Source organism: Pantoea sp. FN0302 (assembly GCF_050113775.1).
GTDB classification, from domain to species: domain Bacteria; phylum Pseudomonadota; class Gammaproteobacteria; order Enterobacterales; family Enterobacteriaceae; genus Mixta; species Mixta alhagi.
The window spans coordinates 463,948-490,500 of the sequence record NZ_JBNJSM010000002.1; the positions used below are offsets into that span (position 1 = coordinate 463,948).

Sequence of the window (26,553 nt, forward strand, 5' to 3'; positions counted from 1 at the left end):
CGTAATGAAAGGCGATGCAAAAATCATAAGCCATTTGAATAAACTATTGGGAAATGAACTGGTTGCGGTTAATCAGTATTTTCTCCATGCGCGGATGTTCAAAAACTGGGGACTGATGCGCTTGAATGATGTGGAGTATCACGAGTCCATTGATGAGATGAAGCATGCGGACAAATACATTGAACGCATACTTTTTCTGGAGGGTATTCCAAATCTTCAGGATTTGGGCCGTTTACGCATTGGTGAAGATGTAGAGGAGATGCTGCGTTCCGATCTGGCGCTTGAGATGGAAGGGGCGAAAGATCTGCGTGAAGCCATCGCCTGGGCAGATAAGATTTATGACTACGTCAGCCGGGATATGATGATTGAAATCCTGGCAGATGAAGAGAAGCATATCGACTGGCTGGAAACCGAACTGGATTTAATCCAAAAAATGGGTATCCAAAACTATCTTCAGGCGCAAATCAGGGAAAAGGAGTAACGTTACCCGCCTGCGTTTGCCAGAAGAGTACAGCCCAGCCCGCTATAGCCAGACAAGGGCCAAATGGCTGTCGGCGTTGCCAGCCGGCAGCTTTGTTACACAGACCACAACAGACAAAAAGCGCCAGGCCAGATAATGCGGCAATGGATGCAATCAAAGGCAGCATTTGCCAGCCGCTCCACGCGCCTAATGCAGCAAAGAGTTTTATATCGCCATATCCAATCCCTTCCTGACGACATACCGCCAAAAATCCCCAGTAGAGTGTCCACAGAGAAAGCCAGCCGAGTAAAACGCCTGCTACCGCCGAGGCTAACCGTTCCTGACACAGCGTCAAATGATATAGCAGGCCCAGCCATAACAGAGGAAGCGTAACTGCGTCAGGCAATATGAAATAACGCTGGTCAATAAGGCTGAGCACAATTAGTGCTGCACTGAACAGCAGTAGAAACATCAGCGGGACCAGAGAACTTTGACAACCGACCAGTAAGACAAAGAGCAGGCAGGTTAGCACCTCCGTGATAACCAAACGCAGCGGAAGCGTTATCTGGCAGTAACGGCATTTGCCCCGGTATCTGCACCAACTGTAAACCGGCACCAGCTCGCTGAGTTGAAGACGGTGGCCACACCCGGCGCAGTGCGAAGCGGGGAGGGCGAGCGTAAAGAGCCATTGCCGTGAGGTAAAGCCGGGCTGATAGCGATCGGCAGCCAGGCAGAGAAAGCTTCCTGTAGTGAGCCCTGCCAGCCCTGAAAGAAAAAGCGCCAACATAAAAATTCCCCTTTATCCCTGATAGTCATTTCAGGATAAGGCCTGGCACAAATGCTGTCTCCTGCCGCATATCTGACACTGAAGTGGACTCGCAAAGAAAAAGCGACTGTTGCGCTGCACCCAATAAGCATGCGCTTTGGCTTCCACTTTTTTAGGGCAATAGTATTCGATGGGTTGCTATCTGAACGAATTCCCGTATAATGCGCGGGCCTGCTAATATTGCAAGCGCGATTCGAGCAGAATCGCAGGCTAGTCGGATCTCGCCTGGCCTGACAATACTCCCGATTGGGGAGTTATATGCTGAACGATTACACTCCCCCATCAATCGTAATGGGTGTGAGGAGTAATTTTTTTCGTTTATAAAATAATTGGAGCTCTGGTCTCATGCAGAACCAAAGAATCCGTATCCGTCTTAAAGCGTTTGATCATCGTCTGATCGATCAATCAACCGCGGAAATCGTTGAGACCGCCAAGCGCACTGGTGCGCAGGTACGTGGTCCGATCCCGCTGCCGACCCGCAAAGAGCGCTTTACCGTTCTGATCTCCCCGCACGTTAACAAAGACGCGCGCGATCAGTATGAAATCCGCACTCACAAGCGTCTGGTTGACATCGTTGAGCCAACTGAAAAAACCGTTGATGCTCTGATGCGTCTGGATCTGGCTGCCGGTGTAGACGTGCAGATCAGCCTGGGTTAATCAGGTCATCGAGCGATTGAGAGGTTGAAACAATGATTGGTTTAGTCGGTAAAAAAGTGGGTATGACCCGCATCTTCACTGAAGAAGGCGTTTCTATCCCTGTAACCGTTATCGAAGTTGAAGCAAACCGCGTTACTCAGGTTAAAGGTCTGGACAGCGACGGTTACCGCGCCATCCAGGTTACCACCGGTGCTAAAAAAGCAAACCGTGTGACCAAACCTGAAGCAGGTCATTTTGCTAAAGCTGGCGTAGAAGCTGGCCGTGGTCTGTGGGAATTCCGCACCGCTGAAGGTGAAGAATATACCGTTGGCCAGGACATCAGCGTTGAAATTTTCGCTGACGTTAAGAAAGTTGACGTGACTGGTACCTCCAAAGGTAAAGGTTTCGCCGGTACTGTTAAGCGCTGGAACTTCCGTACCCAGGATGCTACACACGGTAACTCCTTGTCTCACCGCGTTCCGGGTTCTATCGGTCAGAACCAGACTCCGGGCAAAGTGTTCAAAGGCAAAAAAATGGCAGGTCAGCTGGGTAATGAGCGCGTAACCGTTCAGAGCCTGGACGTAGTACGTGTTGACGCTGAGCGCAACCTGCTGCTGGTTAAAGGTGCAGTTCCCGGTGCTACCGGTAGCGACCTGATCGTTAAACCAGCTGTGAAGGCGTAAGGGGATAGCAATGGAATTAGTATTGAAAGACGCGCAAAGCGCGCTGACTGTTTCCGAAACTACCTTCGGTCGTGATTTCAACGAAGCGCTGGTACATCAGGTTGTTGTTGCTTATGCAGCTGGTGCTCGTCAAGGTACTCGTGCCCAGAAAACCCGTGCTGAAGTAACTGGTTCCGGTAAAAAACCGTGGCGCCAGAAAGGCACCGGCCGTGCGCGTGCAGGTTCTGTTAAGAGCCCAATCTGGCGTTCAGGTGGTGTGACTTTCGCTGCGAAGCCGCAGGATCACAGTCAAAAAGTTAACAAAAAGATGTACCGCGGCGCGCTGAAAAGCATTCTGTCCGAGCTGGTACGTCAGGATCGTCTGATCGTTGTCGAGCAGTTCTCTGTAGAAGCGCCGAAAACCAAGCTGCTGGTACAGAAACTGAAAGATATGGCGCTGGAAGACGTGCTGATCATCACCGGTGAACTGGATGAGAATCTGTTCCTGGCTGCGCGTAACCTGTACAAGGTTGACGTGCGCGATGCAGCGGGTATCGATCCGGTTAGCCTGATCGCCTTCGACAAAGTCGTTATGACTGCTGACGCAGTTAAGCAAGTTGAGGAGATGCTGGCATGATCCGTGAAGAACGTCTGCTGAAAGTAGTGCGCGCACCGCACGTTTCTGAAAAAGCGTCTACCGCGATGGAAAAAACCAATACCATCGTTCTCAAAGTTGCGAAAGACGCGTCCAAAGCAGAAATCAAAGCCGCTGTGCAGAAACTTTTCGAAGTTGAAGTCAAAGACGTAAACACCCTGGTCGTTAAAGGCAAGGTTAAGCGTCATGGACAGCGTATTGGTCGTCGTAGCGACTGGAAGAAAGCTTACGTCACCCTGAAAGAAGGCCAGAATCTGGACTTCGTCGGCGGCGCAGAGTAAGTCGGAGGAGAAGAACAATGGCAATTGTTAAATGTAAACCGACATCTCCGGGTCGTCGCCACGTAGTTAAAGTGGTGAACCCAGAGCTGCACAAGGGCAAACCATTTGCTCCGCTGGTGGAAAAAAACAGCAAATCCGGTGGCCGTAACAACAATGGCCGCATCACCACGCGTCACATTGGTGGTGGTCATAAGCAGGCTTACCGTATCGTTGACTTTAAACGCAACAAAGACGGTATCCCGGCAGTTGTTGAACGTCTTGAGTACGATCCGAACCGTTCCGCGAACATCGCGCTGGTTCTGTACAAAGATGGCGAACGCCGTTATATCCTGGCCCCTAAAGGCCTGAAAGCTGGCGACCAGATTCAGTCTGGCGTTGATGCTGCGATCAAAGCAGGTAACACCCTGCCGATGCGTAACATCCCAGTTGGTTCCACTGTTCATAACGTAGAAATGAAACCAGGCAAGGGCGGTCAGATTGCTCGTTCTGCTGGTGCTTACGTGCAGATCGTTGCGCGTGAAGGTTCCTACGTAACCCTGCGTCTGCGTTCAGGTGAAATGCGTAAAGTCGAATCTGACTGCCGCGCTACTCTGGGCGAAGTCGGTAACGCTGAGCATATGCTGCGCGTTCTGGGTAAAGCAGGTGCTGCCCGCTGGCGTGGTGTTCGTCCGACCGTTCGTGGTACTGCGATGAACCCAGTTGATCACCCGCACGGTGGTGGTGAAGGTCGTAACTTTGGTAAGCACCCGGTAACTCCGTGGGGCGTTCAGACCAAAGGTAAGAAGACCCGTAGCAACAAGCGTACTGATAAATTTATCGTACGTCGCCGTAGCAAATAATATTAGAGGATAAGCCATGCCACGTTCTCTCAAGAAAGGTCCATTTATTGACCTGCACTTGCTGAAGAAGGTAGAGAAAGCGGTGGAAAGCGGTGACAAGAAGCCCCTGCGCACTTGGTCCCGTCGTTCAACGATCTTTCCAAATATGATCGGTTTGACCATCGCTGTCCATAATGGTCGTCAGCACGTACCTGTCTTTGTTTCCGACGAAATGGTTGGTCACAAACTGGGTGAATTCGCGCCGACTCGTACTTATCGCGGTCACGCGGCTGATAAAAAAGCCAAGAAACGCTAAGGCAGGAGGAAGAGATGGAAACTATTGCTCAACATCGCCACGCTCGTTCTTCTGCTCAAAAGGTTCGCCTGGTGGCTGACCTGATTCGCGGTAAGAAAGTGTCGCAGGCTCTGGACATCCTGACCTACACCAATAAAAAAGCGGCTGTACTGGTCAAGAAAGTTCTGGAATCTGCCATTGCTAACGCAGAACACAACGATGGCGCTGATATCGACGATCTGAAAGTCGCGAAAATTTTCGTCGACGAAGGCCCAAGCATGAAGCGCATTATGCCGCGTGCGAAAGGTCGTGCAGATCGCATCCTGAAGCGCACCAGCCACATTACTGTGGTTGTGTCCGATCGCTGAGACTCTGGAGACTAGCAATGGGTCAGAAAGTACATCCTAATGGTATTCGACTGGGTATTGTTAAACCCTGGAACTCTACCTGGTTCGCTAATACCAAAGAATTCGCTGACAACCTGGACAGCGATTTTAAAGTGCGTCAGTTCCTGACTAAAGAACTGGCTAAAGCGTCTGTTTCGCGCATCGTTATCGAACGTCCGGCTAAAAGCATCCGTGTGACCATTCACACCGCTCGCCCGGGCATCGTTATCGGTAAAAAAGGCGAAGACGTAGAAAAACTGCGTAACGTCGTAGCGAATATCGCTGGCGTACCGGCGCAGATCAATATCGCCGAAGTCCGTAAACCGGAACTGGACGCGAAATTGGTTGCTGACAGCATCACTTCTCAGCTGGAGCGTCGCGTGATGTTCCGTCGTGCGATGAAGCGTGCTGTACAGAACGCAATGCGTCTGGGCGCTAAAGGTATTAAAGTTGAAGTTAGTGGCCGTCTGGGCGGCGCAGAAATCGCACGTACCGAATGGTACCGCGAAGGTCGCGTACCGCTGCACACCCTGCGTGCTGACATCGACTACAACACCTCAGAAGCGCACACCACTTATGGTGTAATCGGCGTTAAGGTATGGATCTTCAAAGGTGAGATCCTGGGTGGTATGGCTGCTGTTGAACAACCGGAAAAACCGGCTGCTCAACCGAAAAAGCAGCAGCGTAAAGGCCGTAAGTAAGGAGAGTCGCTGATGTTACAACCAAAGCGTACAAAATTCCGTAAGGTGCACAAAGGCCGCAACCGTGGTCTGGCTGCCGGTACGGATGTGAGCTTCGGTACTTTCGGTCTGAAAGCTGTTGGCCGTGGTCGTCTGACTGCTCGTCAGATCGAAGCAGCACGTCGTGCTATGACCCGTGCAGTTAAGCGTCAAGGTAAGATCTGGATCCGTGTATTCCCGGACAAACCGATCACCGAGAAGCCGCTGGAAGTGCGTATGGGTAAAGGTAAAGGTAACGTGGAGTATTGGGTTGCCTTGATCCAGCCGGGTAAAGTCCTGTATGAAATGGACGGCGTACCGGAGGAGCTGGCCCGTGAAGCATTCAAGCTGGCAGCAGCAAAACTGCCTATCAAAACCACCTTTGTTACTAAGACGGTGATGTAATGAAAGCAAAAGAGCTGCGTGAAAAAAGCGTTGAAGAGCTGAACACTGAGCTGCTTAACCTGCTGCGCGAGCAGTTCAACCTGCGCATGCAGGCAGCATCTGGCCAGCTGCAGCAGAGTCATCTGCTGAAGAATGTGCGCCGTGATGTTGCACGCGTTAAAACTTTACTGACTGAGAAGGCGGGTGCGTAATGACCGATAAAATTCGTACTCTGCAAGGTCGTGTTGTTAGTGACAAAATGCAGAAATCTGCAGTTGTTGCTATCGAGCGTTTCGTGAAGCACCCGATCTACGGTAAATTCATTAAGCGTACGACTAAGCTGCACATCCATGACGAGAACAACGAATGCGGTATCGGCGACGTGGTAGAAATCCGCGAATGCCGCCCGCTGTCCAAGACTAAGTCCTGGACTCTGGTTCGCGTTATTGAGAAAGCGGTTCTGTAATAGAATCTCCTTTCTTATTGAAACCCTCTGCCTCTGGCAGAGGGTTTTTTTTTGCCTGCGATTGCGTGTCTGCCCACTGCCCACGACGTAATGATCTTAATTAACGAGGTTGCGCCTGCCGTTTGTCATAGCGAAGTTAATGCTGTGGTTAACATTTAGCGCTTACTCAGTGCCTTAATCCGCTTATCAAGCCCCGCGTTGAAGAATAACCATCAATAAGATGAAGAAGTGTGCAGATTACGATTGCTACATAGTGAACAATTCCTTAGAATGTCGCGTTCCTTAAATTACAGGTTCAAATATCGGCTCGACAGGAGCCGTTTATTTTTTCTACCCATCTGCGGGGACCGGTGTTATAATGCCGCGCCCTCAATTATGGGGCTTTCTAACGACCCTCTGTTTGGGTCCCGAAGTAGTAGTTGACATTAGCGGAGCACTAAAATGATCCAAGAACAGACTATGCTGAACGTCGCCGACAACTCCGGTGCACGTCGCGTAATGTGTATCAAGGTTCTGGGTGGCTCGCACCGTCGCTACGCAGGCGTAGGCGACATCATCAAAGTTACCATCAAGGAAGCAATTCCGCGTGGTAAAGTGAAAAAAGGTGATGTGCTTAAGGCGGTAGTGGTGCGCACCAGGAAGGGTGTTCGTCGCCCTGACGGTTCTGTCATTCGCTTCGATGGTAATGCATGCGTTATTCTGAACAATAACAGCGAGCAGCCTATCGGAACGCGTATTTTTGGGCCGGTAACTCGTGAACTTCGTAATGAAAAGTTCATGAAAATTATCTCCCTGGCACCAGAAGTACTCTAAGGAGCGAGCAATGGCAGCGAAAATCCGTCGTAATGACGAAGTTATCGTGCTGACCGGTAAAGATAAAGGTAAGCGCGGTAAAGTAAAAAATGTCCTGTCTTCTGGCAAGGTCATTGTTGAAGGTATCAACCTGGTGAAGAAACATCAGAAGCCGGTTCCGGCTCTGAACCAACCGGGCGGCATCGTTGAAAAAGAAGCTGCAATTCAGGTTTCTAACGTTGCTATCTTCAATGCGGCTACCGGCAAGGCTGACCGTGTAGGCTTTAGATTCGAAGACGGCAAAAAAGTCCGTTTCTTCAAGTCTAACAGCGAAACTATCAAGTAATTTGGAGTAGTACGATGGCGAAACTGCATGATTACTACAAAGACGAAGTAGTTAAAAAACTCATGACTGAGTTTGGCTACAATTCTGTCATGCAAGTCCCTCGGGTCGAGAAGATCACCCTGAACATGGGTGTTGGTGAAGCGATCGCTGACAAAAAGCTGCTGGATAACGCAGTAGCTGACCTGGCAGCAATCTCCGGTCAAAAACCGCTGGTCACCAAAGCACGCAAATCAGTTGCAGGCTTCAAAATCCGTCAGGGCTATCCGATCGGCTGTAAAGTAACTCTGCGTGGCGAACGCATGTGGGAGTTCTTTGAGCGTCTGGTCACTATTGCTGTACCGCGTATTCGTGACTTCCGTGGCCTGTCTGCGAAGTCTTTCGATGGTCGTGGTAACTATAGCATGGGCGTCCGTGAGCAGATCATCTTCCCAGAAATCGACTATGACAAAGTCGATCGCGTTCGTGGTTTGGATATCACCATTACCACTACTGCGAAATCTGATGATGAAGGCCGTGCTCTGCTGGCTGCTTTTGACTTCCCGTTCCGCAAGTAAGGTAGGGTTACTTAATGGCTAAGCAATCAATGAAAGCACGCGAAGTCAAGCGTGAGAAATTAGCAGACAAATTCTTCGCAAAACGCGTCGAACTGAAAGCGATCATTTCTGATGTGAACGCCTCCGACGAAGATCGTTGGAATGCTGTTCTCAAGCTGCAGAGTCTGCCGCGTGATTCCAGCCCGTCTCGTCAGCGTAACCGCTGCCGTCAAACAGGTCGTCCGCATGGTTTCCTGCGGAAGTTCGGGTTGAGCCGTATCAAGGTCCGTGAAGCCGCTATGCGCGGTGAAATCCCGGGTCTGAAAAAGGCTAGCTGGTAATTGTCACCAATTGAATCACGGGAGTAAAGACAGATGAGCATGCAAGATCCGATCGCGGATATGCTGACCCGTATCCGTAACGGTCAGGCCGCGAACAAAGTTGCGGTCACCATGCCTTCCTCCAAGCTGAAAGTGGCAATCGCCAACGTGCTGAAGGAAGAAGGTTATATTGAAGATTTCAAAATCGAAGGCGACATCAAGCCGGAACTGGAACTGACTCTTAAGTATTTCCAGGGTAAAGCTGTGGTAGAAAGCATTCAACGTGTTAGCCGTCCTGGCCTGCGCATCTATAAGAAAAAAGATGAGCTGCCGAAGGTAATGGCTGGACTGGGTATTGCTGTTGTTTCTACCTCTAAAGGTGTTATGACTGATCGTGCAGCGCGCCAGGCTGGTCTTGGTGGCGAAATTATCTGCTACGTAGCTTAACGGAGGAAAAAATGTCTCGTGTTGCTAAAGCACCTGTCGTTGTTCCTGCCGGCGTAGAGGTAAAACTCAACGGTCAGGAAATTTCGATCAAAGGTAAAAACGGCGAGCTGACTCGTACTATCAATAATGCTGTTGAAATTAAGCATGCTGACAACGCTCTGACTTTCGCTCCGCGCGAAGGCTTCGTTGATGGCTGGGCGCAGGCGGGTACTGCCCGTGCGCTGCTGAACGCAATGGTTATCGGTGTTACCGAAGGCTTCACTAAGAAGCTGCAGCTGGTTGGTGTAGGTTATCGTGCAGCCGTTAAAGGCGATGTCGTGAATCTGTCACTGGGTTTTTCTCACCCGGTTGAACACGCTCTGCCTGCGGGAATCACTGCAGAATGTCCGTCTCAGACTGAAATCGTACTGAAAGGTGCTGATAAACAGCTGATCGGCCAGGTTGCGGCTGACTTGCGCGCCTACCGTCGTCCTGAGCCTTATAAAGGCAAGGGTGTTCGTTACGCCGACGAAGTCGTGCGTACCAAAGAGGCTAAGAAGAAGTAAGGTAACACTATGGATAAGAAATCTGCTCGTATCCGTCGTGCGACCCGCGCACGTCGCAAGATCAAAGAGCTGGGTGCTACTCGCCTGGTGGTACATCGTACCCCGCGTCATATTTACGCACAGGTCATCGCCCCGAACGGCTCTGAAGTTCTGGTTGCTGCTTCTACTGTAGAAAAAGCTATCTCTGAACAACTGAAGTACACCGGCAACAAAGACGCTGCGTCTGCTGTAGGTAAAGCTATCGCTGAGCGCGCGCTGGAAAAAGGCATCAAAGACGTTGCTTTCGACCGTTCCGGTTTCCAATATCATGGTCGCGTCCAGGCACTGGCAGAAGCTGCCCGTGAAGCTGGCCTTCAGTTCTAAGGTAGAGGTCTAAGATGGCACACATCGAGAAACAAGCTGGCGAACTGCAGGAAAAACTGATCGCGGTAAACCGTGTATCTAAAACTGTTAAAGGTGGCCGTATTTTCTCCTTCACCGCACTGACTGTAGTGGGTGATGGTAACGGTCGCGTAGGTTTTGGTTACGGTAAAGCGCGTGAAGTACCGGCAGCGATCCAGAAAGCGATGGAAAAAGCCCGTCGCAACATGATTAACGTCGCGCTGACTAACGGCACCCTGCAGCACCCGGTTAAAGGTGCACACACAGGTTCCCGTGTGTTCATGCAACCGGCTTCTGAAGGTACCGGTATTATTGCCGGTGGTGCAATGCGCGCCGTCCTGGAAGTCGCTGGAGTTCATAACGTTCTGGCTAAAACCTATGGTTCCACCAACCCGATTAACGTGGTTCGTGCAACTATTGATGGCCTGGAAAATATGAAATCTCCGGAAATGGTCGCTGCCAAGCGTGGTAAATCCGTTGAAGACATTCTGGGGTAATTGACCATGGCAAAGACGATCAAAATTACACAAACCCGTAGTGCAATCGGCCGTTTGCCTAAGCATAAGGCAACGCTGCTTGGCCTGGGTCTGCGTCGCATTGGTCATACCGTTGAGCGTGAAGACACGCCTGCTGTACGCGGTATGGTTAACGCTATTTCCTATATGGTTAAAGTGGAGGAGTAACAGATGCGTTTGAATACTCTGTCTCCCGCCGAAGGCTCAAAACAGGCGGGTAAACGCCTGGGTCGTGGTATCGGTTCTGGTCTCGGTAAAACCGGCGGCCGTGGTCACAAAGGTCAGAACTCTCGTTCTGGCGGTGGCGTACGTCGTGGTTTCGAAGGCGGCCAGATGCCGCTGTACCGTCGTCTGCCGAAATTCGGCTTCACTTCTCGTAAAGCAATGGTAACGGCGGAAGTTCGTCTGTCCGAGCTGGCGAAAGTGGAAGGCGGTATCGTTGACCTGAATACGCTGAAAGCAGCAAACATCATCGGTACTCAGATCGAATTCGCGAAAGTGATTCTGTCTGGCGAAGTTTCTGCACCGGTTACGGTTCGCGGTCTGCGTGTCACTAAAGGCGCTCGTGCTGCAATCGAAGCTGCTGGCGGTACAATTGAGGAATAAGTAGCAGATGGCTAAGCAACCAGGATTAGATTTTCAAAGTGCCAAGGGCGGTTTCGGCGAACTGAAACGCAGACTTTTGTTTGTCATCGGTGCGCTGATTGTATTCCGCATTGGCTCTTTTATTCCGATCCCTGGTATCGATGCCACTGTACTTGCCAAACTGCTTGAACAACAGCGTGGCACCATCATTGAAATGTTTAACATGTTCTCTGGTGGTGCATTAAGCCGTGCTTCTATCTTTGCTCTGGGTATTATGCCGTATATTTCGGCATCAATTATTATCCAGCTGTTAACGGTGGTTCATCCCGCCCTGGCAGAAATCAAGAAAGAAGGGGAGGCTGGCCGTCGTAAGATTAGTCAGTACACCCGTTACGGTACTCTGGTGTTGGCTATATTCCAGTCGATCGGTATTGCTACCGGTTTACCGAATATGCCTGGAATGCAGGGCCTGGTAATCAATCCAGGCTTTGCTTTCTACTTCACCGCTGTTGTGAGTCTGGTTACAGGGACAATGTTCCTGATGTGGCTGGGCGAGCAGATTACTGAACGAGGTATTGGTAACGGTATCTCGATCATAATCTTTGCTGGTATTGTTGCGGGGCTTCCGCCGGCCATTGGCCATACCATCGAGCAAGCGCGGCAAGGCGACCTGCACTTCCTTCTGTTGCTGTTGGTTGCAGTTCTCGTATTTGCAGTGACCTTCTTCGTTGTTTTCGTTGAGCGTGGTCAACGCCGCATTGTGGTGAACTATGCGAAACGTCAGCAAGGCCGTCGTGTCTATGCTGCACAGAGTACACATTTACCATTGAAGGTGAATATGGCAGGGGTTATCCCGGCAATCTTCGCCTCAAGCATTATTCTGTTTCCAGCTACCATTGCTTCATGGTTTGGTGGCGGTACAGGGTGGAACTGGCTGACAACTATTTCGATGTATTTGCAGCCAGGACAGCCGCTTTATGTGCTACTCTATGCGACTGCAATCATCTTCTTCTGTTTCTTCTATACGGCGTTGGTTTTCAATCCGCGAGAAACAGCAGATAACCTGAAGAAGTCTGGTGCATTTGTACCAGGAATTCGTCCGGGAGAGCAAACGGCGAAGTACATCGATAAAGTGATGACGCGTCTGACGCTAGTTGGTGCGCTCTACATTACTTTCATCTGCCTGATCCCGGAGTTCATGCGTGATGCGATGAAAGTACCGTTCTACTTCGGTGGAACCTCACTGCTTATCGTCGTTGTGGTCATCATGGACTTTATGGCTCAAGTGCAAACTCTGATGATGTCCAGTCAGTACGAGTCTGCATTGAAGAAAGCAAACCTGAAAGGCTATAGCCGCTAATCAGGCGCTTGAGAAGTTACGGAGAGTAAAAATGAAAGTTCGTGCTTCCGTCAAGAAATTATGTCGTAACTGCAAAATCATTCGTCGCGACGGCGTCGTACGTGTGATTTGTAGTGCCGAGCCTAAGCATAAACAGCGCCAGGGCTGATTTTCTCGCATATTTTTCTTGCAAAGTTGGGTTGAGCTGGCTAGATTAGCCAGCCAATCTTTTGTATGTCTGTACGTTTCCATTTGAGTATCCTGAAAACGGGCTTTTCAGCATGGTGCGTACATATTAAATAGTAGGAGTGCATAGTGGCCCGTATAGCAGGCATTAACATTCCTGATCAGAAACATGCCGTAATCGCATTAACTTCGATCTACGGTGTCGGCAAAACTCGCTCCAAGGCCATCTGTGCTGCTGCGGGTATCGCTGAAGATGTTAAGATCAGTGAGCTGTCTGAAGAACAAATCGACACGCTGCGTGACGAAGTTGCCAAATTTGTCGTTGAAGGTGATCTGCGCCGTGAAGTGAGCATGAGCATCAAGCGTCTGATGGACCTTGGTTGCTATCGCGGTTTGCGTCATCGTCGTGGTCTGCCAGTGCGCGGTCAGCGTACCAAGACCAACGCCCGTACCCGTAAGGGTCCGCGCAAACCGATCAAGAAATAATCGGGGTGATTGAATAATGGCAAAGGCACCAGTTCGTGCACGTAAGCGTGTAAGAAAACAAGTCTCAGATGGCGTGGCTCATGTCCATGCTTCTTTTAACAACACCATCGTTACCATTACTGACCGTCAGGGTAACGCATTGGGTTGGGCAACTGCCGGTGGTTCCGGTTTCCGTGGTTCTCGTAAATCTACGCCGTTCGCTGCACAGGTTGCTGCTGAGCGTTGCGCAGAGGCCGTGAAAGATTACGGTATCAAGAATCTGGAAGTTATGGTTAAGGGTCCGGGTCCGGGTCGCGAATCTACCATTCGTGCTCTGAACGCCGCAGGTTTCCGCATCACTAATATTACTGATGTGACTCCGATCCCTCACAACGGTTGTCGTCCGCCGAAAAAACGTCGCGTATAACGCCCGTTTTTAGGATAGTTGGAGAAAGAAAATGGCAAGATATTTGGGTCCTAAGCTCAAGCTGAGCCGTCGTGAGGGCACAGACTTATTCCTGAAGTCTGGCGTTCGCGCGATTGATTCCAAGTGTAAGATTGAACAAGCCCCTGGCCAGCACGGTGCGCGTAAACCGCGTCTGTCTGACTACGGCGGTCAGTTACGTGAAAAGCAGAAAGTTCGTCGTATTTATGGCGTACTTGAGCGTCAGTTCCGTAACTATTACAAAGAAGCAGCACGTCTGAAAGGCAACACCGGTGAAAACCTGTTACAACTGCTGGAAGGTCGTCTGGACAACGTAGTTTATCGTATGGGCTTTGGTGCCACTCGTGCAGAAGCACGTCAGCTGGTTAGCCATAAATCCATCATGGTAAATGGTCGCGTTGTTAACATCGCTTCTTATCAGGTATCTCCGAATGACGTAGTCAGCATCCGCGAGAAAGCCAAAAAGCAGTCTCGCGTGAAAGCCGCTCTGGAGCTGGCTGAGCAGCGTGAAAAGCCAACCTGGCTGGAAGTTGATGCAACTAAGATGGAAGGTGTGTTCAAGCGTATTCCTGAACGTACCGATCTGTCTGCGGACATTAACGAACACCTGATCGTCGAGCTTTACTCCAAGTAAAGCTTAGTACCAAAGAGAGGACACAATGCAGGGTTCTGTGACAGAGTTTCTAAAACCGCGCCTGGTAGATATCGAGCAACTGAGTTCGACGCACGCCAAGGTGACCCTTGAGCCTTTAGAGCGTGGCTTTGGCCATACTCTTGGTAACGCACTGCGCCGTATTCTGCTGTCATCCATGCCGGGTTGCGCGGTGACCGAGGTTGAGATTGATGGTGTACTTCATGAGTACAGCACAAAAGAGGGCGTACAGGAAGATATCCTGGAAATCCTGCTTAACCTGAAAGGGCTGGCGGTAAGAGTTCAGGGTAAAGATGAAGTCATCCTTACACTGAATAAATCTGGCATTGGCCCTGTGACTGCAGCCGACATTACCCATGATGGTGATGTCGAAATCGTCAAGCCGCAGCACGTGATCTGCCATCTGACCGATGAAAACGCATCTATTAATATGCGTATCAAAGTTCAGCGTGGCCGTGGTTATGTGCCGGCTTCTGCCCGAATTCATTCGGAAGAAGATGAGCGCCCAATCGGTCGTCTGTTAGTCGACGCTTGCTATAGCCCTGTAGACCGTATCGCCTACAATGTTGAAGCTGCGCGCGTGGAACAGCGTACCGACCTGGATAAGCTGGTCATCGAAATGGAAACCAACGGCACAATCGATCCTGAAGAGGCGATTCGTCGTGCGGCTACCATTCTGGCTGAACAACTGGAAGCTTTCGTTGACCTGCGTGATGTGCGTCAGCCGGAAGTTAAAGAAGAGAAACCAGAATTCGATCCGATCCTGCTGCGCCCTGTTGACGATCTGGAATTGACTGTCCGCTCTGCTAACTGCCTTAAGGCAGAAGCTATCCACTACATCGGTGATCTGGTACAGCGTACCGAGGTTGAGCTACTTAAAACGCCTAACCTTGGTAAAAAATCTCTTACTGAGATTAAAGACGTGCTGGCTTCGCGTGGTCTTTCTCTGGGCATGCGCCTGGAAAACTGGCCGCCGGCAAGCATTGCTGATGAATAACCAGATCGCAGGTTAAGGTTTTACTGAGAAGGATAAGGTCATGCGCCATCGTAAGAGTGGTCGTCAACTGAACCGCAACAGCAGCCATCGTCAGGCTATGTTCCGCAACATGGCCGGCTCTTTGGTTCGTCATGAGATCATCAAGACGACCCTGCCGAAAGCGAAAGAGCTGCGTCGCGTAGTTGAGCCGCTGATTACTCTTGCCAAGACCGACAGCGTAGCTAATCGTCGTCTGGCATTCGCCCGCACTCGTGATAACGAGATCGTGGCAAAACTGTTTAACGAGCTGGGCCCGCGTTTCGCGAGCCGTGCCGGTGGTTACACTCGCATTCTGAAGTGTGGCTTCCGCGCTGGTGACAACGCTCCGATGGCTTACATCGAGCTGGTTGATCGTCCAGAAGCTCAAGCAGAAGCTGCAGCAGAGTAATCTGCTGTATGTTAAAGAAACCGGGCCTGGTGCCCGGTTTTTTTATATCCTCATTTTATCTCTGCTTTACCTCCCGCTAATCTGCGCTATCCTGAAGCTCTGATATTTCCCGGAGCATCACATGTGGCTAATCGATCAACTGGCTGAACAACATATTCGCGAAGCACAGCAGAGGGGTGAGCTGCAAGGTTTGCCTGGAGAAGGCACTCCACTCATACTGGATGATGACAGCCATGTTCCACCAGAGCTTCGTGCTGGCTACCGCATGTTAAAGAATGCTGGTTATTTACCGCCGGAACTGGAAATACGGCGTGAAGCGCTGGAACTCAATGACTTATTAAAACAGCTTGATCCCGACGAGATAGCCCAAAGTGACCATCTTAAGCGCCTGCGCCTGCTTGAATTAAAACTGCTGCAGGCAGGTTTGAACACCGATTTTCTTTCCGGGGAGTATCGTAATGCGATTGCCCAACGTTTTGCAGGAGAGTAAATATGTACCGTATCGGTGAGCTTGCCCGGCTGGCTGCTGTCACGCCAGATACCATTCGTTATTATGAAAAAGAGAATATGATGGATGCACCAGCCCGCTCGGCAGGGGGATTCCGGTTATATAACGATGATGATCTGCGGCGTCTTAAATTCATTCGGCATGCTAAGCAGCTAGGGTTAACGTTAGATGCGATCCGGGATTTACTCTCGATCCGTATCGATCCAGCACACCATACCTGTCAGGAGTCTAAAAACATCGTGCAAGCTCGCCTGCATGAAGTTGAAATTCGTATTGCGGAACTGCAGATGATGCAACGTTCCCTGCAATGTTTAAGTGATGCCTGCTGCGGTTCTGCACATACCAGCCTTGACTGTTCTATCCTGGAAAGCCTGGAACGGGGAACGGTAAAAAAAGGTGAGCTGAACCCTGGCAAACATTGATTTCAGCAAAAATTAGATCTATATAGATATCCGACTTTCATCAAAGGAGACGTTATGTCTGGTTATCAGCATAAAAAAGGTAAAATTAAAAACAATGCCATAGAGGCTTTACTGCATGACCCTCTATTCAAAACGCGGGTCGAGGTGAATGTGAAAGGTAAAGGCAGCTATCGGCGTAAAGCAAAACACAATAAAGCAGGCTGGGAGGCCAGTGGTAAAGCAGACTTTACCACTGGCCTTTTAGTTGGCGAGAATGCATCTGGCGCGATACTGCCGGCGAAGTCTTGTTGGTTTATTCAGCATAGCGCCGGGGGCTAGCCTTTATTATTCTGTTCTTTCATTAAATCACGGATTTCAGTCAACAGCGTTGCTTCTGCGCTGGGTTTAGCAACTGGCTTTTCTACTTCCTTTTTCTTGTGCAGTTTATTTATCAACTTGATAGCAATGAAAATCGCAAACGCGATGATGATGAAATCAAAAATATTCTGCAAAAAGATGCCGTACTCCATTACGACCGGTGGCGTTTCTCCCTGAGCTGGCTTTAATATCCATTTGAATTGCTTGAAATCCACCCCACCGATCAGCAATCCCAGTGGCGGCATAATAATGTTTGCCACCAGAGATGAAACAATCTTACCAAAGGCAGCACCGATAACCACACCAACGGCCAGATCGACAACGTTGCCACGCATTGCAAAATCACGAAATTCTTTTAAAAAACTCATAAACAGCTCCTTTCCATTGCCAAACCATAAAGTCTAACAAACGAATCAGTGTTTGCCATCGGCAATTAACGCAGCGGGAGCAGAGCAGAACGCATAAGCAGCTTCCTTGCTGCTGATGGTTTAAAGGAAAAACGGGCTGGGCTGGAAAAGACGTTCCACATCAGGCACAAACTTTTTGTCCGTCAGGAACATAATGACATGATCGCCTTGCTCAATACGCAGATTGTTATTTGCGATCATAATGTCGTCACCGCGTACAACGGCACCGATAATGGTACCCGGAGGCAGTTTGATATCTTCAACCAGACGGCCAACAACGCGGGATGTTGTTTCGTCTCCGTGTGCAATCGCTTCGATAGCTTCAGCAACACCACGGCGTAGCGATGACACACTAACAATATCGGCTTTACGAACATGACTAAGTAGGGCTGAGATAGTTGCCTGCTGTGGGGAGATGGCAATATCAATCACGCTGCCCTGGACTAAATCGACATAAGCGCGCCGTTGAATAAGCACCATAACTTTTTTGGCGCCCATTTTTTTAGCCAGCATCGCAGACATGATATTTGCTTCATCGTCGTTAGTAACGGCGATAAAAAGATCCACCTGATCGATATGCTCTTCCGCTAACAGTTCTTGATCTGAAGCATCACCATAAAAAACGATCGTATCCTGCAACAGCTCCGCCAGCTCGGCGGCACGCTGCTGATTACGTTCAATCAGTTTCACGCTGTAGTTTTTTTCCAGCCGCAGCGCCAGACCATAACCGATGTTGCCTCCGCCAACGAGCATTATTCTTTTATAGGGCTTTTCCAGCCGTTGCATTTCGCTCATTACTGCGCGGATATGCTGGCTGGCAGCGATAAAAAAGACCTCATCGCCAGCTTCGACAATGGTTGAGCCCTGCGGACGAATAGGGCGATCCTGACGAAATATGGCTGCAACACGCGTATCGATATGGGGCATATGTTCACGCATTATCGATAACGGATTACCAATCAGCGGCCCGCCATAATAGGCTTTCACCACAGCCAGGCTCACTTTGCCTTCAGCAAAATTCACCACCTGTAACGCGCCGGGATACTGGATCAAACGATAAATATTATCTATTACCAGCTGCTCGGGTGAAATCAGGTGATCGATAGGCACCGCTTCCGGTATAAATAACTTCTCTGCATCGCGGATATAGTCGGCAGCACGAATGCGCGCAATTCGGTTGGGCGTATTAAACAGCGTATAAGCGACCTGGCAGGCAACCATATTCGTTTCATCAGAGCTGGTAACCGCAACCAGCATATCGGCATCCTGCGCACCCGCTTCACGTAATACCCTCGGGTGGGAACCGTGTCCCTGAACCACGCGTAAATCGAACTTATCCTGTAGTTGACGCAGACGTGTGGCGTCTTTATCCACCACGGTAATATCGTTATTTTCGCCCACCAGGTTTTCTGCCAGCGTGCCGCCTACCTGGCCTGCTCCGAGAATGATTATTTTCATCGTTGTTTCAACTTATAGGTTGTCGCAGCGCATACTACGTTATCTTTTTATTAGCTTAGCGTAAAAGAATCCATCGCCATCCTGTGGATGCGGGAAACACTGCAGGCCGATGGTTGAATCATCGCTAAGTGGAATATGTTCAGCATCCTGATGATGTTCCAGGAAGCTTTCAATCTGCAAATGATTCTCTTCCGGCAGGATGGAGCAGGTGGCATAAACCAGCGTGCCGCCAGCTTTCAGATGAGGCCAGATGGCATCCAGGATCTCGCGCTGCAGCGCGGCCAGTTCGGATATATCACGGTCGCGCCGTAACCATTTAATATCAGGATGACGACGAATGACGCCGGTTGCAGAGCAGGGAGCATCCAGCAAAATGCGGTCAAACTGCGTATCTTTGCACCATTGATCCGGGAAGCGCCCATCGCCCTGTTTTACTTCCGCCTGCATATTCAGTCGCTTCAGATTTTCATAAACACGCTGCAATCGCTGCGCATCGATGTCGACAGCCATAACGTGCGCATCCGGCGCAGCTTCAAGAATATGGGTAGTCTTGCCGCCGGGCGCCGCACACAAATCAAGGATACGCTCTCCGTTTTGTGGCGCAAGCCAGGTAACGCAGCCCTGAGCTGAAGCATCCTGTACCGTGACCCAACCTTGCTCAAAACCGGGTAGCTGACCTACCGATGAAGGAGTCTCTAACAGCAAAGCATCGGGATAAACGGGATGAGGGGTCGCATTGTTGCCACTTGCCTGCAGCAATGCCAGCCACTGTTCACGGCTATGGTGCTGACGATTAACGCGCAGCCACATTGGAGGACGCTGATTATTCGCTTCCACAATTTGTTGCCATTGCTCTGGCCATGCCAGTTGTAGACGTTTCAACAGCCAGGCCGGATGTAAAAAGCGCTGTGGAGATTGCTCAAGCTGCGTTATCAAATCGGGCTGCTGGCGCTGAAACTGACGCAGAACGCCATTTATCAGGCCTTTCATCTGAGGCCGTTTCAATACGGTAGCGCCTTCAACCGTTTCAGCCAGCGCGGCGTGAGCCGGGATACGCGTATAAAGCAGCTGATACAGGCCGACCATAATTAAGAAATGCAGGGAGCGCTGCTTACCGGTTAACGGGCGGGACATAAGCTGCTTAATCGCCGCTTCAAGAAGCGGTAGAGTGCGCAATACGCCGAAACAGAGTTCCTGTAACAACGCACTGTCTTTATCGGAGAGATTTTTCTGCGCCACCGGCAGCAGGTTGCTCAGTGATTGTCCCTGTTCTACCACGCGCTCAAGTGTTTGGGCCGCAAGACTGCGGAGATTGACCGTTTTTTTCATATTTGAATCATCAATAAACAGGCCCGGGGTGATTACCGGGCTGTGAATCAGGCGAGGCGCGTTCCTGGCGTAAACCACTCGCGGCGTGAGTTCAGGATATCCTGGGCCGACATGGCTTTTTTACCTGCAGGTTGCAGGGTTTGGATATTTAAGATGCCTTCAGCAGTGGCAACCTGAATGCCATTTTTATCAGCCTGCACAATTTCGCCTGGCTGATAACCCGTCTGATGCGGCAGTACGCTGGCCTGCCATACCTTAACCGGCTGCTCTTCAATGTAAAAATAGCTAACAGGCCAGGGATTAAACGCGCGGATACAGCGTTCAAGCTGAGCGGCTGAAAGAGACCAGTCGAGCTGGGCTTCTTCTTTACTGAGCTTCTCTGCGTAAGTGGCAAGAGCCTCATCCTGCGGTTGTGGCTGAGCACTGCCCTGACTTAAGCGGGTCAGCGTTTCCAGTAATCCTTGCGGGCCTAACTCCGCCAGCCGGCTATATAGAGTTGCACTGGTATCCGCAGCGGTGATAGGGCATGCCAGTTTCAGCAGCATAGCACCGGTATCCAGACCGATATCCATTTGCATAATGGTGACGCCGGTCTCGCTGTCACCAGCCCAAAGCGAACGCTGAATAGGCGCCGCGCCGCGCCAGCGAGGGAGCAGAGAACCATGAACATTAATACAGCCGAGGCGTGGCATATCCAGTACCGCCTGCGGCAGGATCAAGCCATAGGCGACCACCACCATCACATCCGCCTGCAAATCGGCCACAAGCTGCTGACTTTCTGCTGGGCGGAGCGATTTCGGCTGGAATACCGGAAGATGATGTTGTTGAGCCAGGAGCTTAACCGGGCTGGGCGTGAGTTTATTACCGCGTCCGGCAGGGCGATCGGGTTGGGTAAAAACGCCCACTACCTGATGCTCAGACGTAAGCAACGCGTCAAGATGACGCGCTGCAAAGTCAGGGGTGCCGGCAAAGATTATTTTTAGTGATTCGGACACGCTATTCCTTACTGTCAGGAGGCTCGGGTATTAAGGCGAGCCAGCTTTTCCAGTTTTTGGCGAATACGCTGGCGTTTTAACGGGGAGAGATAATCGATAAACAGCTTCCCGACCAGGTGATCCATTTCATGCTGAATGCAAATTGCCAACAGGCCATCTGCTTCCAGTTCAAATGTGTTGCCTTCACGATCCAGCGCGCGAATTTTTACCCGCTCTGAACGAGGAACCAGCGCCCGCTGTTCAGGAATAGAAAGGCAGCCTTCCTCAATACCTGTTTCACCGCTTTCTTCCAGCAGTTCAGGATTAATCAGCACCAGACGCTCATCACGATTTTCAGAGACGTCGATAACAATAATGCGCTGGTGGATGTCTACCTGTGTAGCCGCCAGGCCAATACCTTCCTCAGCGTACATCGTCTCAAACATATCATCGACAATGCGCTGGATTTCCGCATCCACTTTTGCGACCGGTTTCGCGACAATGCGCAGACGATCGTCGGGATAATGTAATACTTGTAAAACTGACATAACTTTCCAGATCTGTATTCAGAGAAGTAACCATCGTTACCTCTTATTGTAGACATTTCACTCCTTGATTGACAGCATTGCGCACCAGGGAAAGCGGCTACTGGCGCACATTGACAGGGAATACGAAATGACTTCAGAAGAAGTGTGGTTACGCCTGATGAACGTAAAAGGGCTGTGCGGCGAAAAAATGTTGAGAGCCGCAAAATTATTAAGTCACGGCGGCCATAACGAACCGCAAAATTATATCGCAGCAGGCCTTGATGCCATACAAATTAAGGCGTTTCAGTCAGTACCCGAACCTGTTCTTGAACAGGCAGTGCGTTGGCTTGAACAACCGGATCATCATCTCATTACGGCTGAAGATGCGTTGTTCCCGCCCCTGTTAAAAAACGTTGCGCGTTATCCCGCAGCCTTAATGCTGCGTGGCGATCCGCATCTCCTTGCTACGCCACAGCTGGCAGTAGTGGGTAGCCGCAACGCTTCACATTATGGCCGGCAATGGGGGGACTATTTTACTCAAATCCTGGCAGCAAGCGGGCTGACCATCACCAGCGGTCTGGCACGCGGAATTGATGCTGTAGCCCATCGCGCCGCCTTAACGGTAGAAGGGAAAACGGTCGCGGTGCTGGGAAGCGGGCTGGAACAGCTGTATCCGGCTAATCATCAACGGCTTGCGGATGAAATTGTTATGGCTGGTGGCGCGCTGGTGTCCGAGTTTCCGCTGAATACCTTACCGCACGCGTATAACTTTCCACGTCGTAACCGTATCATCAGCGGCCTTAGCCTGGGCGTTCTGGTAGTTGAGGCTTCTCTTAAGAGCGGCTCGTTGGTTACGGCACGCTATGCGCTGGAGCAAAACAGGGAGATTTACGCCTTGCCAGGCCCGCTGGGAAGTGACGTCAGCGCGGGAGGACACTGGCTTATTCAGCAGGGTGCGTTATTAGTGGCCCATCCCAATAATATTCTCGAACAGATCAACAGTGAGCTACAGTGGCTACCGCTTTCAGCGCAGAATACAATTAATTCTTCAGACAATGCTGATGGTCCATTGCCATTTGCCGAGGTGTTGGCTAACGTAGGAGATGAGGTTACACCTGTTGACGTCGTCGCTGAACGTGCCGGCCAACCTGTGCCAGCCATCATAGCTAAACTGCTTGAGCTGGAGTTAGCAGGATGGATCGCAGCTGTACCCGGCGGCTATGTCCGATTGAGGAGGGCATGCCATGTTCGACGTACTAATGTACTTGTTTGAAACTTATATCCACAGCGAAGCAGAGATGCGCGTTGACCAGGATAAACTGACTGATGATCTGGCTGATGCTGGTTTTCATCGTGACGATATCAATAATGCGTTGAACTGGTTGGAAAAATTAGCAGACTATCAGGACGGGCTTGTCGCTCCGATACTGCTTACCACCGATCCGCTCTCAATGCGTATCTATACAGAGGAAGAGAGTCAGCGCCTTGATGCCAGCTGCCGCGGCTTCATTCTGTTTCTGGAGCAGATTCAGGTTTTGAACCTGGAGACGCGTGAGATGGTTATCGAACGGGTTATGGCCCTGGATACGTTTGAATTTGATCTGGAAGATCTTAAATGGGTGGTGCTGATGGTGCTGTTCAACATTCCAGGATGTGAAAATGCCTATCAGCAAATGGAAGAGTTACTTTTCGACGTCAATGAAGGAGTGTTGCACTGAGTTGTTTCACAGTGACATAACACAATGAGTAAACCAGCACTTTTCACAGTGCGAAAACATGAATCCTGCCCCACCTGTGGGGCAGATCTTGTTATTCGCTCCGGAAAGCATGGTCCTTTTCTTGGCTGTTCACATTACCCGGAGTGTGACTATGTGCGCCCCCTGAAAAATCAGACGGATGGGCATATCGTTAAAGTTCTGGAAGGGCAACACTGCCCGCTGTGCCAGGCTGATCTGGTATTACGGCAGGGGCGCTATGGCATGTTTATCGGCTGTAGCCGCTATCCCGAATGTGAGCATACTGAAGTGATCGATCGCCCAGATAAAACCTCTATTGCCTGCCCACAGTGCGAGCAAGGGCATCTGGTACAACGGCGTTCACGTTTTGGTAAGACTTTTCACGCCTGCGATCGCTATCCTGATTGCCAGTTTGCAGTGAATTTTACGCCAAAAGAGGGAACGTGCCTGTATTGTCATTTCCCCTTATTAATCGAAAAAAAGACAGCACAAGGTTTGAAACGTTTTTGCGCCAGCAAAGCGTGCGGTAAACCCGTTGATGCAGGAAACAGAAGTGAATAAAGAAATCATTCCCGGAACAGTTGGCTGGTGTGTTGAACAACTTCAGCAGCAAGCGGTTATTGCCTATCCCACAGAGGCGGTATTTGGCCTGGGTTGCGATCCTGACAGTGAAAAAGCCGTTATGCAGTTACTGGCGTTCAAACAGCGTCCGGTAGATAAAGGGTTAATTTTAATCGCCACTGATTATCAGCAGCTTATGCCCTATATTGCTGACCATGAACTTTCTGTCACGCAGCGCGAAAAAATGTTTGCCTCCTGGCCTGGCCCGGTAACCTGGGTATTGCCGGCGCTACCGCATACGCCACGCTGGTTAACAGGGCGTTTCGATACGCTGGCGGTACGGGTCAGCGATCATCCGGCAGTACAGGAACTTTGCCGTCAGTTTGGTAAACCTCTGGTTTCAACCAGTGCTAACCTGAGCGGCCAGCCTCCTTGCCGTAACGTTACAGAAGTTGTGCAGCAGTTTGGCGATAGTTTTCCTGTATTACAGGGGGAAACCGGTGGTCGGCTTAATCCTTCTGAGATTCGCGATATTATCAGCGGCGATATTATTCGTCAGGGATAGGATATGGATAACTTCGTGGTTATTGGCAACCCGATTGCTCACAGCAAGTCGCCTTTGATCCACCATGAATTTGCGAAACAGACGGGCATTGAGCATTGTTATGGGAGATTGCTCGCGCCGCTCGATAGCTTTGCTGCAACTTTGCATGAATTCTTACGCCAGGGTGGGAAGGGAGCCAATGTGACGTTACCGTTTAAGCAGCAGGCTTATGAGCTTGCTGATGTGCTAACGGAGCGGGCAGCGTTGGCGGGAGCCGTCAATACCTTATACATGCGCCAGGATGGAAAATTAGTGGGAGATAATACTGACGGGATCGGTTTATTGAGCGATCTGGAAAGATTATCTTTTATTAAGCCTGGCGATAATATTCTGTTAGTGGGCGCAGGCGGTGCGGCGCGCGGTGTCATTCTGCCCTTGCTTTCCTTTGGATGCTCTCTGACATTAACCAATCGTACTCCAGCACGGGCCAACGAGCTGGCCGCTGTTTTTGCACATACCGGCGCAATTGAAGCGTTAGCCATGACGGAGCTGGCAGGCAAAAAGTTTGATCTGATTATCAATGCTACCTCCAGTGGCGTTGATGGTGCTGTCCCGGTGCTGCCTGCTTCACTCATCACCCCCGGCACGCGCTGCTACGATATGTTTTATCAGCAGGCAGCGACACCTTTCCTGAACTGGTGTCAGCAGGCAGGCGCAACGGCTACGGCAGATGGATTAGGCATGCTGGTGGGGCAGGCGGCACATGCTTTCCTGCTTTGGCATGGCATATTACCGAACGTCACGCCAGTACTGAGTCGCTTGCAGGCGGAGTTAGCATCATGAATCAGGCGATTCAGTTTCCCGACAGAGAAGACTGGAATGAGACGCGCCGGGCCGTCTGTTTTCCCGCCATGGTTAACGGCTTTCAATTAACCTGTGCAATTAAAGGTGATCTACTTTGCCAGCGGTTCGGCAAAGGCGAACCGCTGGATCTTTTCCGTGCTAACCGCTGGGATCTGGAAGATCAGGCGCAAGAGCTAATAGAAGCTCATAGAGAAGATGATGAGGGCTGGATCTGGCTTTCCTGATCCAGATAGTCATCTTTCCAGGTGACATAATTGTTTGCGGAATAGCGTAACCCTTCGATCTCTTTTTCATTTAGCGGGCGAATTTGTTTAACCGGGCTGCCAAGGTAGAGGTAGCCTTTTTCGAGCCGCTTACCAGGAGGGACCAGACTGCCTGCGCCGATCATCACGTCATCTTCTACTATTACGCCATCTAAAAGAATCGAACCCATGCCAACCAGCACACGGTTGCCAATAGTACAGCCATGCAACATCGCTTTGTGACCGACCGTCACATCTTCTCCGATGATAAGAGGAAAGCCTTCCGGGCGCGCGGCTGATTTATGCGTCACATGTAAAACGCTGCCATCCTGAATGTTGCTGCGTTTACCGATAACCACGCTATTCACATCTCCCCGTATCGCCACTAATGGCCAGATACTGACATCATCTCCCAGCGTTACATCACCAACGACGACGCTGGTGGCATCAACCATCACACGATTACCTGTACGGGGAAAAAATTGCTTATAAGGACGTAAAGCAGTAGCCATGATATTGCTCCTTTAATGTGAGGTCATGCAGCGTAGCGAATAAGAGATGAAACCATCCTTGATATTGTGCGGTAATTTTAAGCCGATCGCATAAGATCACAGCGAAAAGAATGAAAAGTCAGCAACCGGCAAAAAAGATCGAAAAAAGGCTTGTGCAATGAATTCGGATCCCTATAATGCGCCTCCATCGACACGGCACAACGGCTTACGCCACGCGGTGTTGAGCGGTTCAGTAAGATGAATCGCCGGAGAAAAACTTCTGAAAAAGAGGTTGACTCTGAAAGAGGAAAGCGTAATATACGCCACCTCGCGACAACGGCACGAAGCGCCGGTCGCAACGCTCTTTAACAATTTATCAGACAATCTGTGTGGGCACTCACGGACGGGATATCGCAAAAACTATTGCAGTATCAAGTCTCAGGGTGAACACGTAATTCATTACGACGTTTTTCTTTGAGCATCAGACTTTTAAATTGAAGAGTTTGATCATGGCTCAGATTGAACGCTGGCGGCAGGCCTAACACATGCAAGTCGAACGGTAACAGGGAG

The 26,553-nt window shown here is 50.4% G+C and carries 45 protein-coding genes and 1 rRNA gene; 39 read left to right on the forward strand and 7 right to left on the reverse strand.

The window, feature by feature from the left end:
* Positions 1-4: 4 nt before the first annotated feature.
* Positions 5-481: a bacterioferritin gene (gene bfr / locus ACQE32_RS12745; RefSeq protein WP_427021885.1), complete on the forward strand. Its 477-nt coding sequence runs from the start codon at positions 5-7 to the stop codon at positions 479-481.
* On the opposite strand, the gene ACQE32_RS12750 is transcribed toward bfr, so the two are convergent.
* Positions 465-1,247: a prepilin peptidase gene (locus tag ACQE32_RS12750; RefSeq protein ID WP_427021886.1), complete on the reverse strand. Its 783-nt coding sequence runs from the start codon at positions 1,245-1,247 to the stop codon at positions 465-467. The genes bfr and ACQE32_RS12750 overlap by 17 nt on opposite strands.
* A 384-nt stretch (positions 1,248-1,631) precedes the next feature.
* Here ACQE32_RS12750 and rpsJ point away from each other — a divergent pair, with 384 nt between their 5' ends.
* From rpsJ to ACQE32_RS12905, 31 genes are all read left to right on the forward strand, one after another.
* Entirely contained in the window at positions 1,632-1,943 is a 312-nt protein-coding gene (rpsJ, locus tag ACQE32_RS12755) for a 30S ribosomal protein S10 (protein WP_001181005.1), read from the forward strand.
* Between the two features lie 32 nt (positions 1,944-1,975).
* On the forward strand, positions 1,976-2,605 hold the full coding sequence (gene rplC, locus ACQE32_RS12760; protein WP_038629754.1) for a 50S ribosomal protein L3: 630 nt from the start codon (positions 1,976-1,978) through the stop codon (positions 2,603-2,605).
* A gap of 10 nt (positions 2,606-2,615) precedes the next feature.
* Positions 2,616-3,221, forward strand: a complete 606-nt coding sequence (gene rplD, locus ACQE32_RS12765) for a 50S ribosomal protein L4 (RefSeq protein WP_085068474.1) — start codon at positions 2,616-2,618, stop codon at positions 3,219-3,221.
* The gene (gene rplW, locus ACQE32_RS12770; RefSeq protein WP_085068472.1) at positions 3,218-3,520 is read left to right on the forward strand and encodes a 50S ribosomal protein L23; all 303 of its coding nucleotides are present in this window, start codon (positions 3,218-3,220) and stop codon (positions 3,518-3,520) included. The genes rplD and rplW overlap by 4 nt, the downstream gene beginning before the upstream one ends.
* 17 nt (positions 3,521-3,537) lie before the next feature.
* Positions 3,538-4,359: a 50S ribosomal protein L2 gene (rplB, locus tag ACQE32_RS12775; protein WP_085068470.1), complete on the forward strand. Its 822-nt coding sequence runs from the start codon at positions 3,538-3,540 to the stop codon at positions 4,357-4,359.
* A 16-nt stretch (positions 4,360-4,375) separates the two neighbouring features.
* The gene (gene rpsS, locus ACQE32_RS12780; protein WP_004929772.1) at positions 4,376-4,654 is read left to right on the forward strand and encodes a 30S ribosomal protein S19; all 279 of its coding nucleotides are present in this window, start codon (positions 4,376-4,378) and stop codon (positions 4,652-4,654) included.
* Between the two features lie 14 nt (positions 4,655-4,668).
* Complete coding sequence (rplV, locus tag ACQE32_RS12785; protein ID WP_007891659.1) at positions 4,669-5,001, forward strand: 50S ribosomal protein L22; 333 nt, start codon at positions 4,669-4,671, stop codon at positions 4,999-5,001.
* Between the two features lie 17 nt (positions 5,002-5,018).
* On the forward strand, positions 5,019-5,720 hold the full coding sequence (gene rpsC / locus ACQE32_RS12790; protein ID WP_085068468.1) for a 30S ribosomal protein S3: 702 nt from the start codon (positions 5,019-5,021) through the stop codon (positions 5,718-5,720).
* Positions 5,721-5,732: 12 nt separating this feature from the next.
* Positions 5,733-6,143, forward strand: a complete 411-nt coding sequence (gene rplP / locus ACQE32_RS12795; protein WP_008927134.1) for a 50S ribosomal protein L16 — start codon at positions 5,733-5,735, stop codon at positions 6,141-6,143.
* Positions 6,143-6,334, forward strand: a complete 192-nt coding sequence (rpmC, locus tag ACQE32_RS12800; protein WP_085068466.1) for a 50S ribosomal protein L29 — start codon at positions 6,143-6,145, stop codon at positions 6,332-6,334. The genes rplP and rpmC overlap by 1 nt, the downstream gene beginning before the upstream one ends.
* Positions 6,334-6,588: a 30S ribosomal protein S17 gene (gene rpsQ / locus ACQE32_RS12805; protein WP_003850147.1), complete on the forward strand. Its 255-nt coding sequence runs from the start codon at positions 6,334-6,336 to the stop codon at positions 6,586-6,588. The genes rpmC and rpsQ overlap by 1 nt, the downstream gene beginning before the upstream one ends.
* 441 nt (positions 6,589-7,029) lie before the next feature.
* The gene (gene rplN, locus ACQE32_RS12810) at positions 7,030-7,401 is read left to right on the forward strand and encodes a 50S ribosomal protein L14 (RefSeq protein WP_038629760.1); all 372 of its coding nucleotides are present in this window, start codon (positions 7,030-7,032) and stop codon (positions 7,399-7,401) included.
* A 10-nt stretch (positions 7,402-7,411) separates the two neighbouring features.
* Positions 7,412-7,726, forward strand: coding sequence for a 50S ribosomal protein L24 (gene rplX, locus ACQE32_RS12815; protein ID WP_038629761.1), 315 nt, complete (start codon positions 7,412-7,414; stop codon positions 7,724-7,726).
* A gap of 14 nt (positions 7,727-7,740) precedes the next feature.
* Positions 7,741-8,280 (forward strand): 50S ribosomal protein L5, encoded by a 540-nt coding sequence (gene rplE / locus ACQE32_RS12820; protein ID WP_038629762.1) that lies wholly within the window; start codon positions 7,741-7,743, stop codon positions 8,278-8,280.
* Between the two features lie 14 nt (positions 8,281-8,294).
* A complete protein-coding gene (gene rpsN, locus ACQE32_RS12825; RefSeq protein ID WP_085068464.1) occupies positions 8,295-8,600 on the forward strand; it encodes a 30S ribosomal protein S14 in 306 nt (101 codons plus the stop codon).
* 33 nt (positions 8,601-8,633) lie between these two features.
* The gene (gene rpsH, locus ACQE32_RS12830; RefSeq protein WP_017374146.1) at positions 8,634-9,026 is read left to right on the forward strand and encodes a 30S ribosomal protein S8; all 393 of its coding nucleotides are present in this window, start codon (positions 8,634-8,636) and stop codon (positions 9,024-9,026) included.
* 11 nt (positions 9,027-9,037) lie between these two features.
* The gene (rplF, locus tag ACQE32_RS12835; protein ID WP_085068462.1) at positions 9,038-9,571 is read left to right on the forward strand and encodes a 50S ribosomal protein L6; all 534 of its coding nucleotides are present in this window, start codon (positions 9,038-9,040) and stop codon (positions 9,569-9,571) included.
* 9 nt (positions 9,572-9,580) lie between these two features.
* Positions 9,581-9,934, forward strand: a complete 354-nt coding sequence (gene rplR, locus ACQE32_RS12840) for a 50S ribosomal protein L18 (RefSeq protein WP_038629765.1) — start codon at positions 9,581-9,583, stop codon at positions 9,932-9,934.
* 14 nt (positions 9,935-9,948) lie between these two features.
* Positions 9,949-10,449 carry a 30S ribosomal protein S5 gene (gene rpsE / locus ACQE32_RS12845; RefSeq protein WP_085068460.1) on the forward strand — a complete coding sequence of 167 codons (501 nt, stop codon included), beginning with the start codon at positions 9,949-9,951 and terminating at the stop codon, positions 10,447-10,449.
* Positions 10,450-10,455: 6 nt separating this feature from the next.
* Entirely contained in the window at positions 10,456-10,635 is a 180-nt protein-coding gene (gene rpmD / locus ACQE32_RS12850; RefSeq protein WP_002438695.1) for a 50S ribosomal protein L30, read from the forward strand.
* A 3-nt stretch (positions 10,636-10,638) separates the two neighbouring features.
* Positions 10,639-11,073 (forward strand): 50S ribosomal protein L15, encoded by a 435-nt coding sequence (rplO, locus tag ACQE32_RS12855; protein WP_085068458.1) that lies wholly within the window; start codon positions 10,639-10,641, stop codon positions 11,071-11,073.
* 7 nt (positions 11,074-11,080) lie between these two features.
* Entirely contained in the window at positions 11,081-12,412 is a 1,332-nt protein-coding gene (gene secY, locus ACQE32_RS12860; RefSeq protein ID WP_085068456.1) for a preprotein translocase subunit SecY, read from the forward strand.
* 31 nt (positions 12,413-12,443) lie between these two features.
* The gene (gene rpmJ, locus ACQE32_RS12865; RefSeq protein WP_004160566.1) at positions 12,444-12,560 is read left to right on the forward strand and encodes a 50S ribosomal protein L36; all 117 of its coding nucleotides are present in this window, start codon (positions 12,444-12,446) and stop codon (positions 12,558-12,560) included.
* Between the two features lie 146 nt (positions 12,561-12,706).
* Positions 12,707-13,063, forward strand: a complete 357-nt coding sequence (gene rpsM / locus ACQE32_RS12870; RefSeq protein WP_008457189.1) for a 30S ribosomal protein S13 — start codon at positions 12,707-12,709, stop codon at positions 13,061-13,063.
* Positions 13,064-13,079: 16 nt separating this feature from the next.
* Positions 13,080-13,469 (forward strand): 30S ribosomal protein S11, encoded by a 390-nt coding sequence (rpsK, locus tag ACQE32_RS12875; protein WP_004160563.1) that lies wholly within the window; start codon positions 13,080-13,082, stop codon positions 13,467-13,469.
* 31 nt (positions 13,470-13,500) lie between these two features.
* Entirely contained in the window at positions 13,501-14,121 is a 621-nt protein-coding gene (rpsD, locus tag ACQE32_RS12880) for a 30S ribosomal protein S4 (protein WP_085068454.1), read from the forward strand.
* 25 nt (positions 14,122-14,146) lie between these two features.
* Positions 14,147-15,136 carry a DNA-directed RNA polymerase subunit alpha gene (locus ACQE32_RS12885; RefSeq protein ID WP_085068452.1) on the forward strand — a complete coding sequence of 330 codons (990 nt, stop codon included), beginning with the start codon at positions 14,147-14,149 and terminating at the stop codon, positions 15,134-15,136.
* A 40-nt stretch (positions 15,137-15,176) separates the two neighbouring features.
* A complete protein-coding gene (gene rplQ, locus ACQE32_RS12890; RefSeq protein WP_003850180.1) occupies positions 15,177-15,563 on the forward strand; it encodes a 50S ribosomal protein L17 in 387 nt (128 codons plus the stop codon).
* A gap of 121 nt (positions 15,564-15,684) precedes the next feature.
* Positions 15,685-16,053, forward strand: coding sequence for a DnaJ family domain-containing protein (locus tag ACQE32_RS12895; protein ID WP_427021887.1), 369 nt, complete (start codon positions 15,685-15,687; stop codon positions 16,051-16,053).
* Positions 16,054-16,055: 2 nt separating this feature from the next.
* The gene (gene zntR / locus ACQE32_RS12900) at positions 16,056-16,493 is read left to right on the forward strand and encodes a Zn(2+)-responsive transcriptional regulator (RefSeq protein ID WP_085068448.1); all 438 of its coding nucleotides are present in this window, start codon (positions 16,056-16,058) and stop codon (positions 16,491-16,493) included.
* Between the two features lie 54 nt (positions 16,494-16,547).
* On the forward strand, positions 16,548-16,811 hold the full coding sequence (locus ACQE32_RS12905) for an alternative ribosome-rescue factor A (RefSeq protein WP_427021888.1): 264 nt from the start codon (positions 16,548-16,550) through the stop codon (positions 16,809-16,811).
* Here ACQE32_RS12905 and mscL read toward each other — a convergent pair.
* From mscL to def, 5 genes are all read right to left on the reverse strand, one after another.
* Positions 16,808-17,218 carry a large-conductance mechanosensitive channel protein MscL gene (gene mscL / locus ACQE32_RS12910; protein WP_426982383.1) on the reverse strand — a complete coding sequence of 137 codons (411 nt, stop codon included), beginning with the start codon at positions 17,216-17,218 and terminating at the stop codon, positions 16,808-16,810. The two genes, ACQE32_RS12905 and mscL, sit on opposite strands and share 4 nt — an antisense overlap.
* 120 nt (positions 17,219-17,338) lie before the next feature.
* Positions 17,339-18,715 (reverse strand): Trk system potassium transporter TrkA, encoded by a 1,377-nt coding sequence (trkA, locus tag ACQE32_RS12915; RefSeq protein WP_085068442.1) that lies wholly within the window; start codon positions 18,713-18,715, stop codon positions 17,339-17,341.
* Between the two features lie 39 nt (positions 18,716-18,754).
* Entirely contained in the window at positions 18,755-20,044 is a 1,290-nt protein-coding gene (rsmB, locus tag ACQE32_RS12920; protein WP_426982382.1) for a 16S rRNA (cytosine(967)-C(5))-methyltransferase RsmB, read from the reverse strand.
* A 47-nt stretch (positions 20,045-20,091) separates the two neighbouring features.
* Positions 20,092-21,039: a methionyl-tRNA formyltransferase gene (gene fmt, locus ACQE32_RS12925; protein WP_426982381.1), complete on the reverse strand. Its 948-nt coding sequence runs from the start codon at positions 21,037-21,039 to the stop codon at positions 20,092-20,094.
* A 14-nt stretch (positions 21,040-21,053) separates the two neighbouring features.
* Positions 21,054-21,566 (reverse strand): peptide deformylase, encoded by a 513-nt coding sequence (gene def, locus ACQE32_RS12930; RefSeq protein WP_085068439.1) that lies wholly within the window; start codon positions 21,564-21,566, stop codon positions 21,054-21,056.
* Between the two features lie 127 nt (positions 21,567-21,693).
* Between def and dprA the strand changes: the two genes are divergently transcribed.
* From dprA to ACQE32_RS12960, 6 genes are read left to right on the forward strand one after another with little or no spacing between them, the layout of a single operon-like run.
* Positions 21,694-22,818, forward strand: a complete 1,125-nt coding sequence (dprA, locus tag ACQE32_RS12935; RefSeq protein ID WP_426982380.1) for a DNA-protecting protein DprA — start codon at positions 21,694-21,696, stop codon at positions 22,816-22,818.
* Positions 22,790-23,263 carry a DUF494 family protein Smg gene (smg, locus tag ACQE32_RS12940; RefSeq protein WP_250651560.1) on the forward strand — a complete coding sequence of 158 codons (474 nt, stop codon included), beginning with the start codon at positions 22,790-22,792 and terminating at the stop codon, positions 23,261-23,263. Before dprA ends, smg begins: the two co-directional genes overlap by 29 nt.
* Before the next feature lie 24 nt (positions 23,264-23,287).
* Positions 23,288-23,842 (forward strand): topoisomerase DNA-binding C4 zinc finger domain-containing protein, encoded by a 555-nt coding sequence (locus ACQE32_RS12945; RefSeq protein ID WP_426982379.1) that lies wholly within the window; start codon positions 23,288-23,290, stop codon positions 23,840-23,842.
* Complete coding sequence (tsaC, locus tag ACQE32_RS12950; RefSeq protein ID WP_427021895.1) at positions 23,820-24,407, forward strand: L-threonylcarbamoyladenylate synthase type 1 TsaC; 588 nt, start codon at positions 23,820-23,822, stop codon at positions 24,405-24,407. The genes ACQE32_RS12945 and tsaC overlap by 23 nt, the downstream gene beginning before the upstream one ends.
* Before the next feature lie 3 nt (positions 24,408-24,410).
* Positions 24,411-25,229 (forward strand): shikimate dehydrogenase, encoded by an 819-nt coding sequence (aroE, locus tag ACQE32_RS12955; RefSeq protein WP_427021889.1) that lies wholly within the window; start codon positions 24,411-24,413, stop codon positions 25,227-25,229.
* Complete coding sequence (locus ACQE32_RS12960) at positions 25,226-25,474, forward strand: DUF1488 domain-containing protein (RefSeq protein ID WP_426982377.1); 249 nt, start codon at positions 25,226-25,228, stop codon at positions 25,472-25,474. Before aroE ends, ACQE32_RS12960 begins: the two co-directional genes overlap by 4 nt.
* On the opposite strand, the gene ACQE32_RS12965 is transcribed toward ACQE32_RS12960, so the two are convergent.
* Entirely contained in the window at positions 25,435-26,004 is a 570-nt protein-coding gene (locus ACQE32_RS12965; RefSeq protein WP_427021890.1) for a gamma carbonic anhydrase family protein, read from the reverse strand. The genes ACQE32_RS12960 and ACQE32_RS12965 overlap by 40 nt on opposite strands.
* 470 nt (positions 26,005-26,474) lie before the next feature.
* Here ACQE32_RS12965 and ACQE32_RS12970 point away from each other — a divergent pair.
* Positions 26,475-26,553: ribosomal RNA gene (locus ACQE32_RS12970) — 16S ribosomal RNA — on the forward strand; the annotation flags it as partial.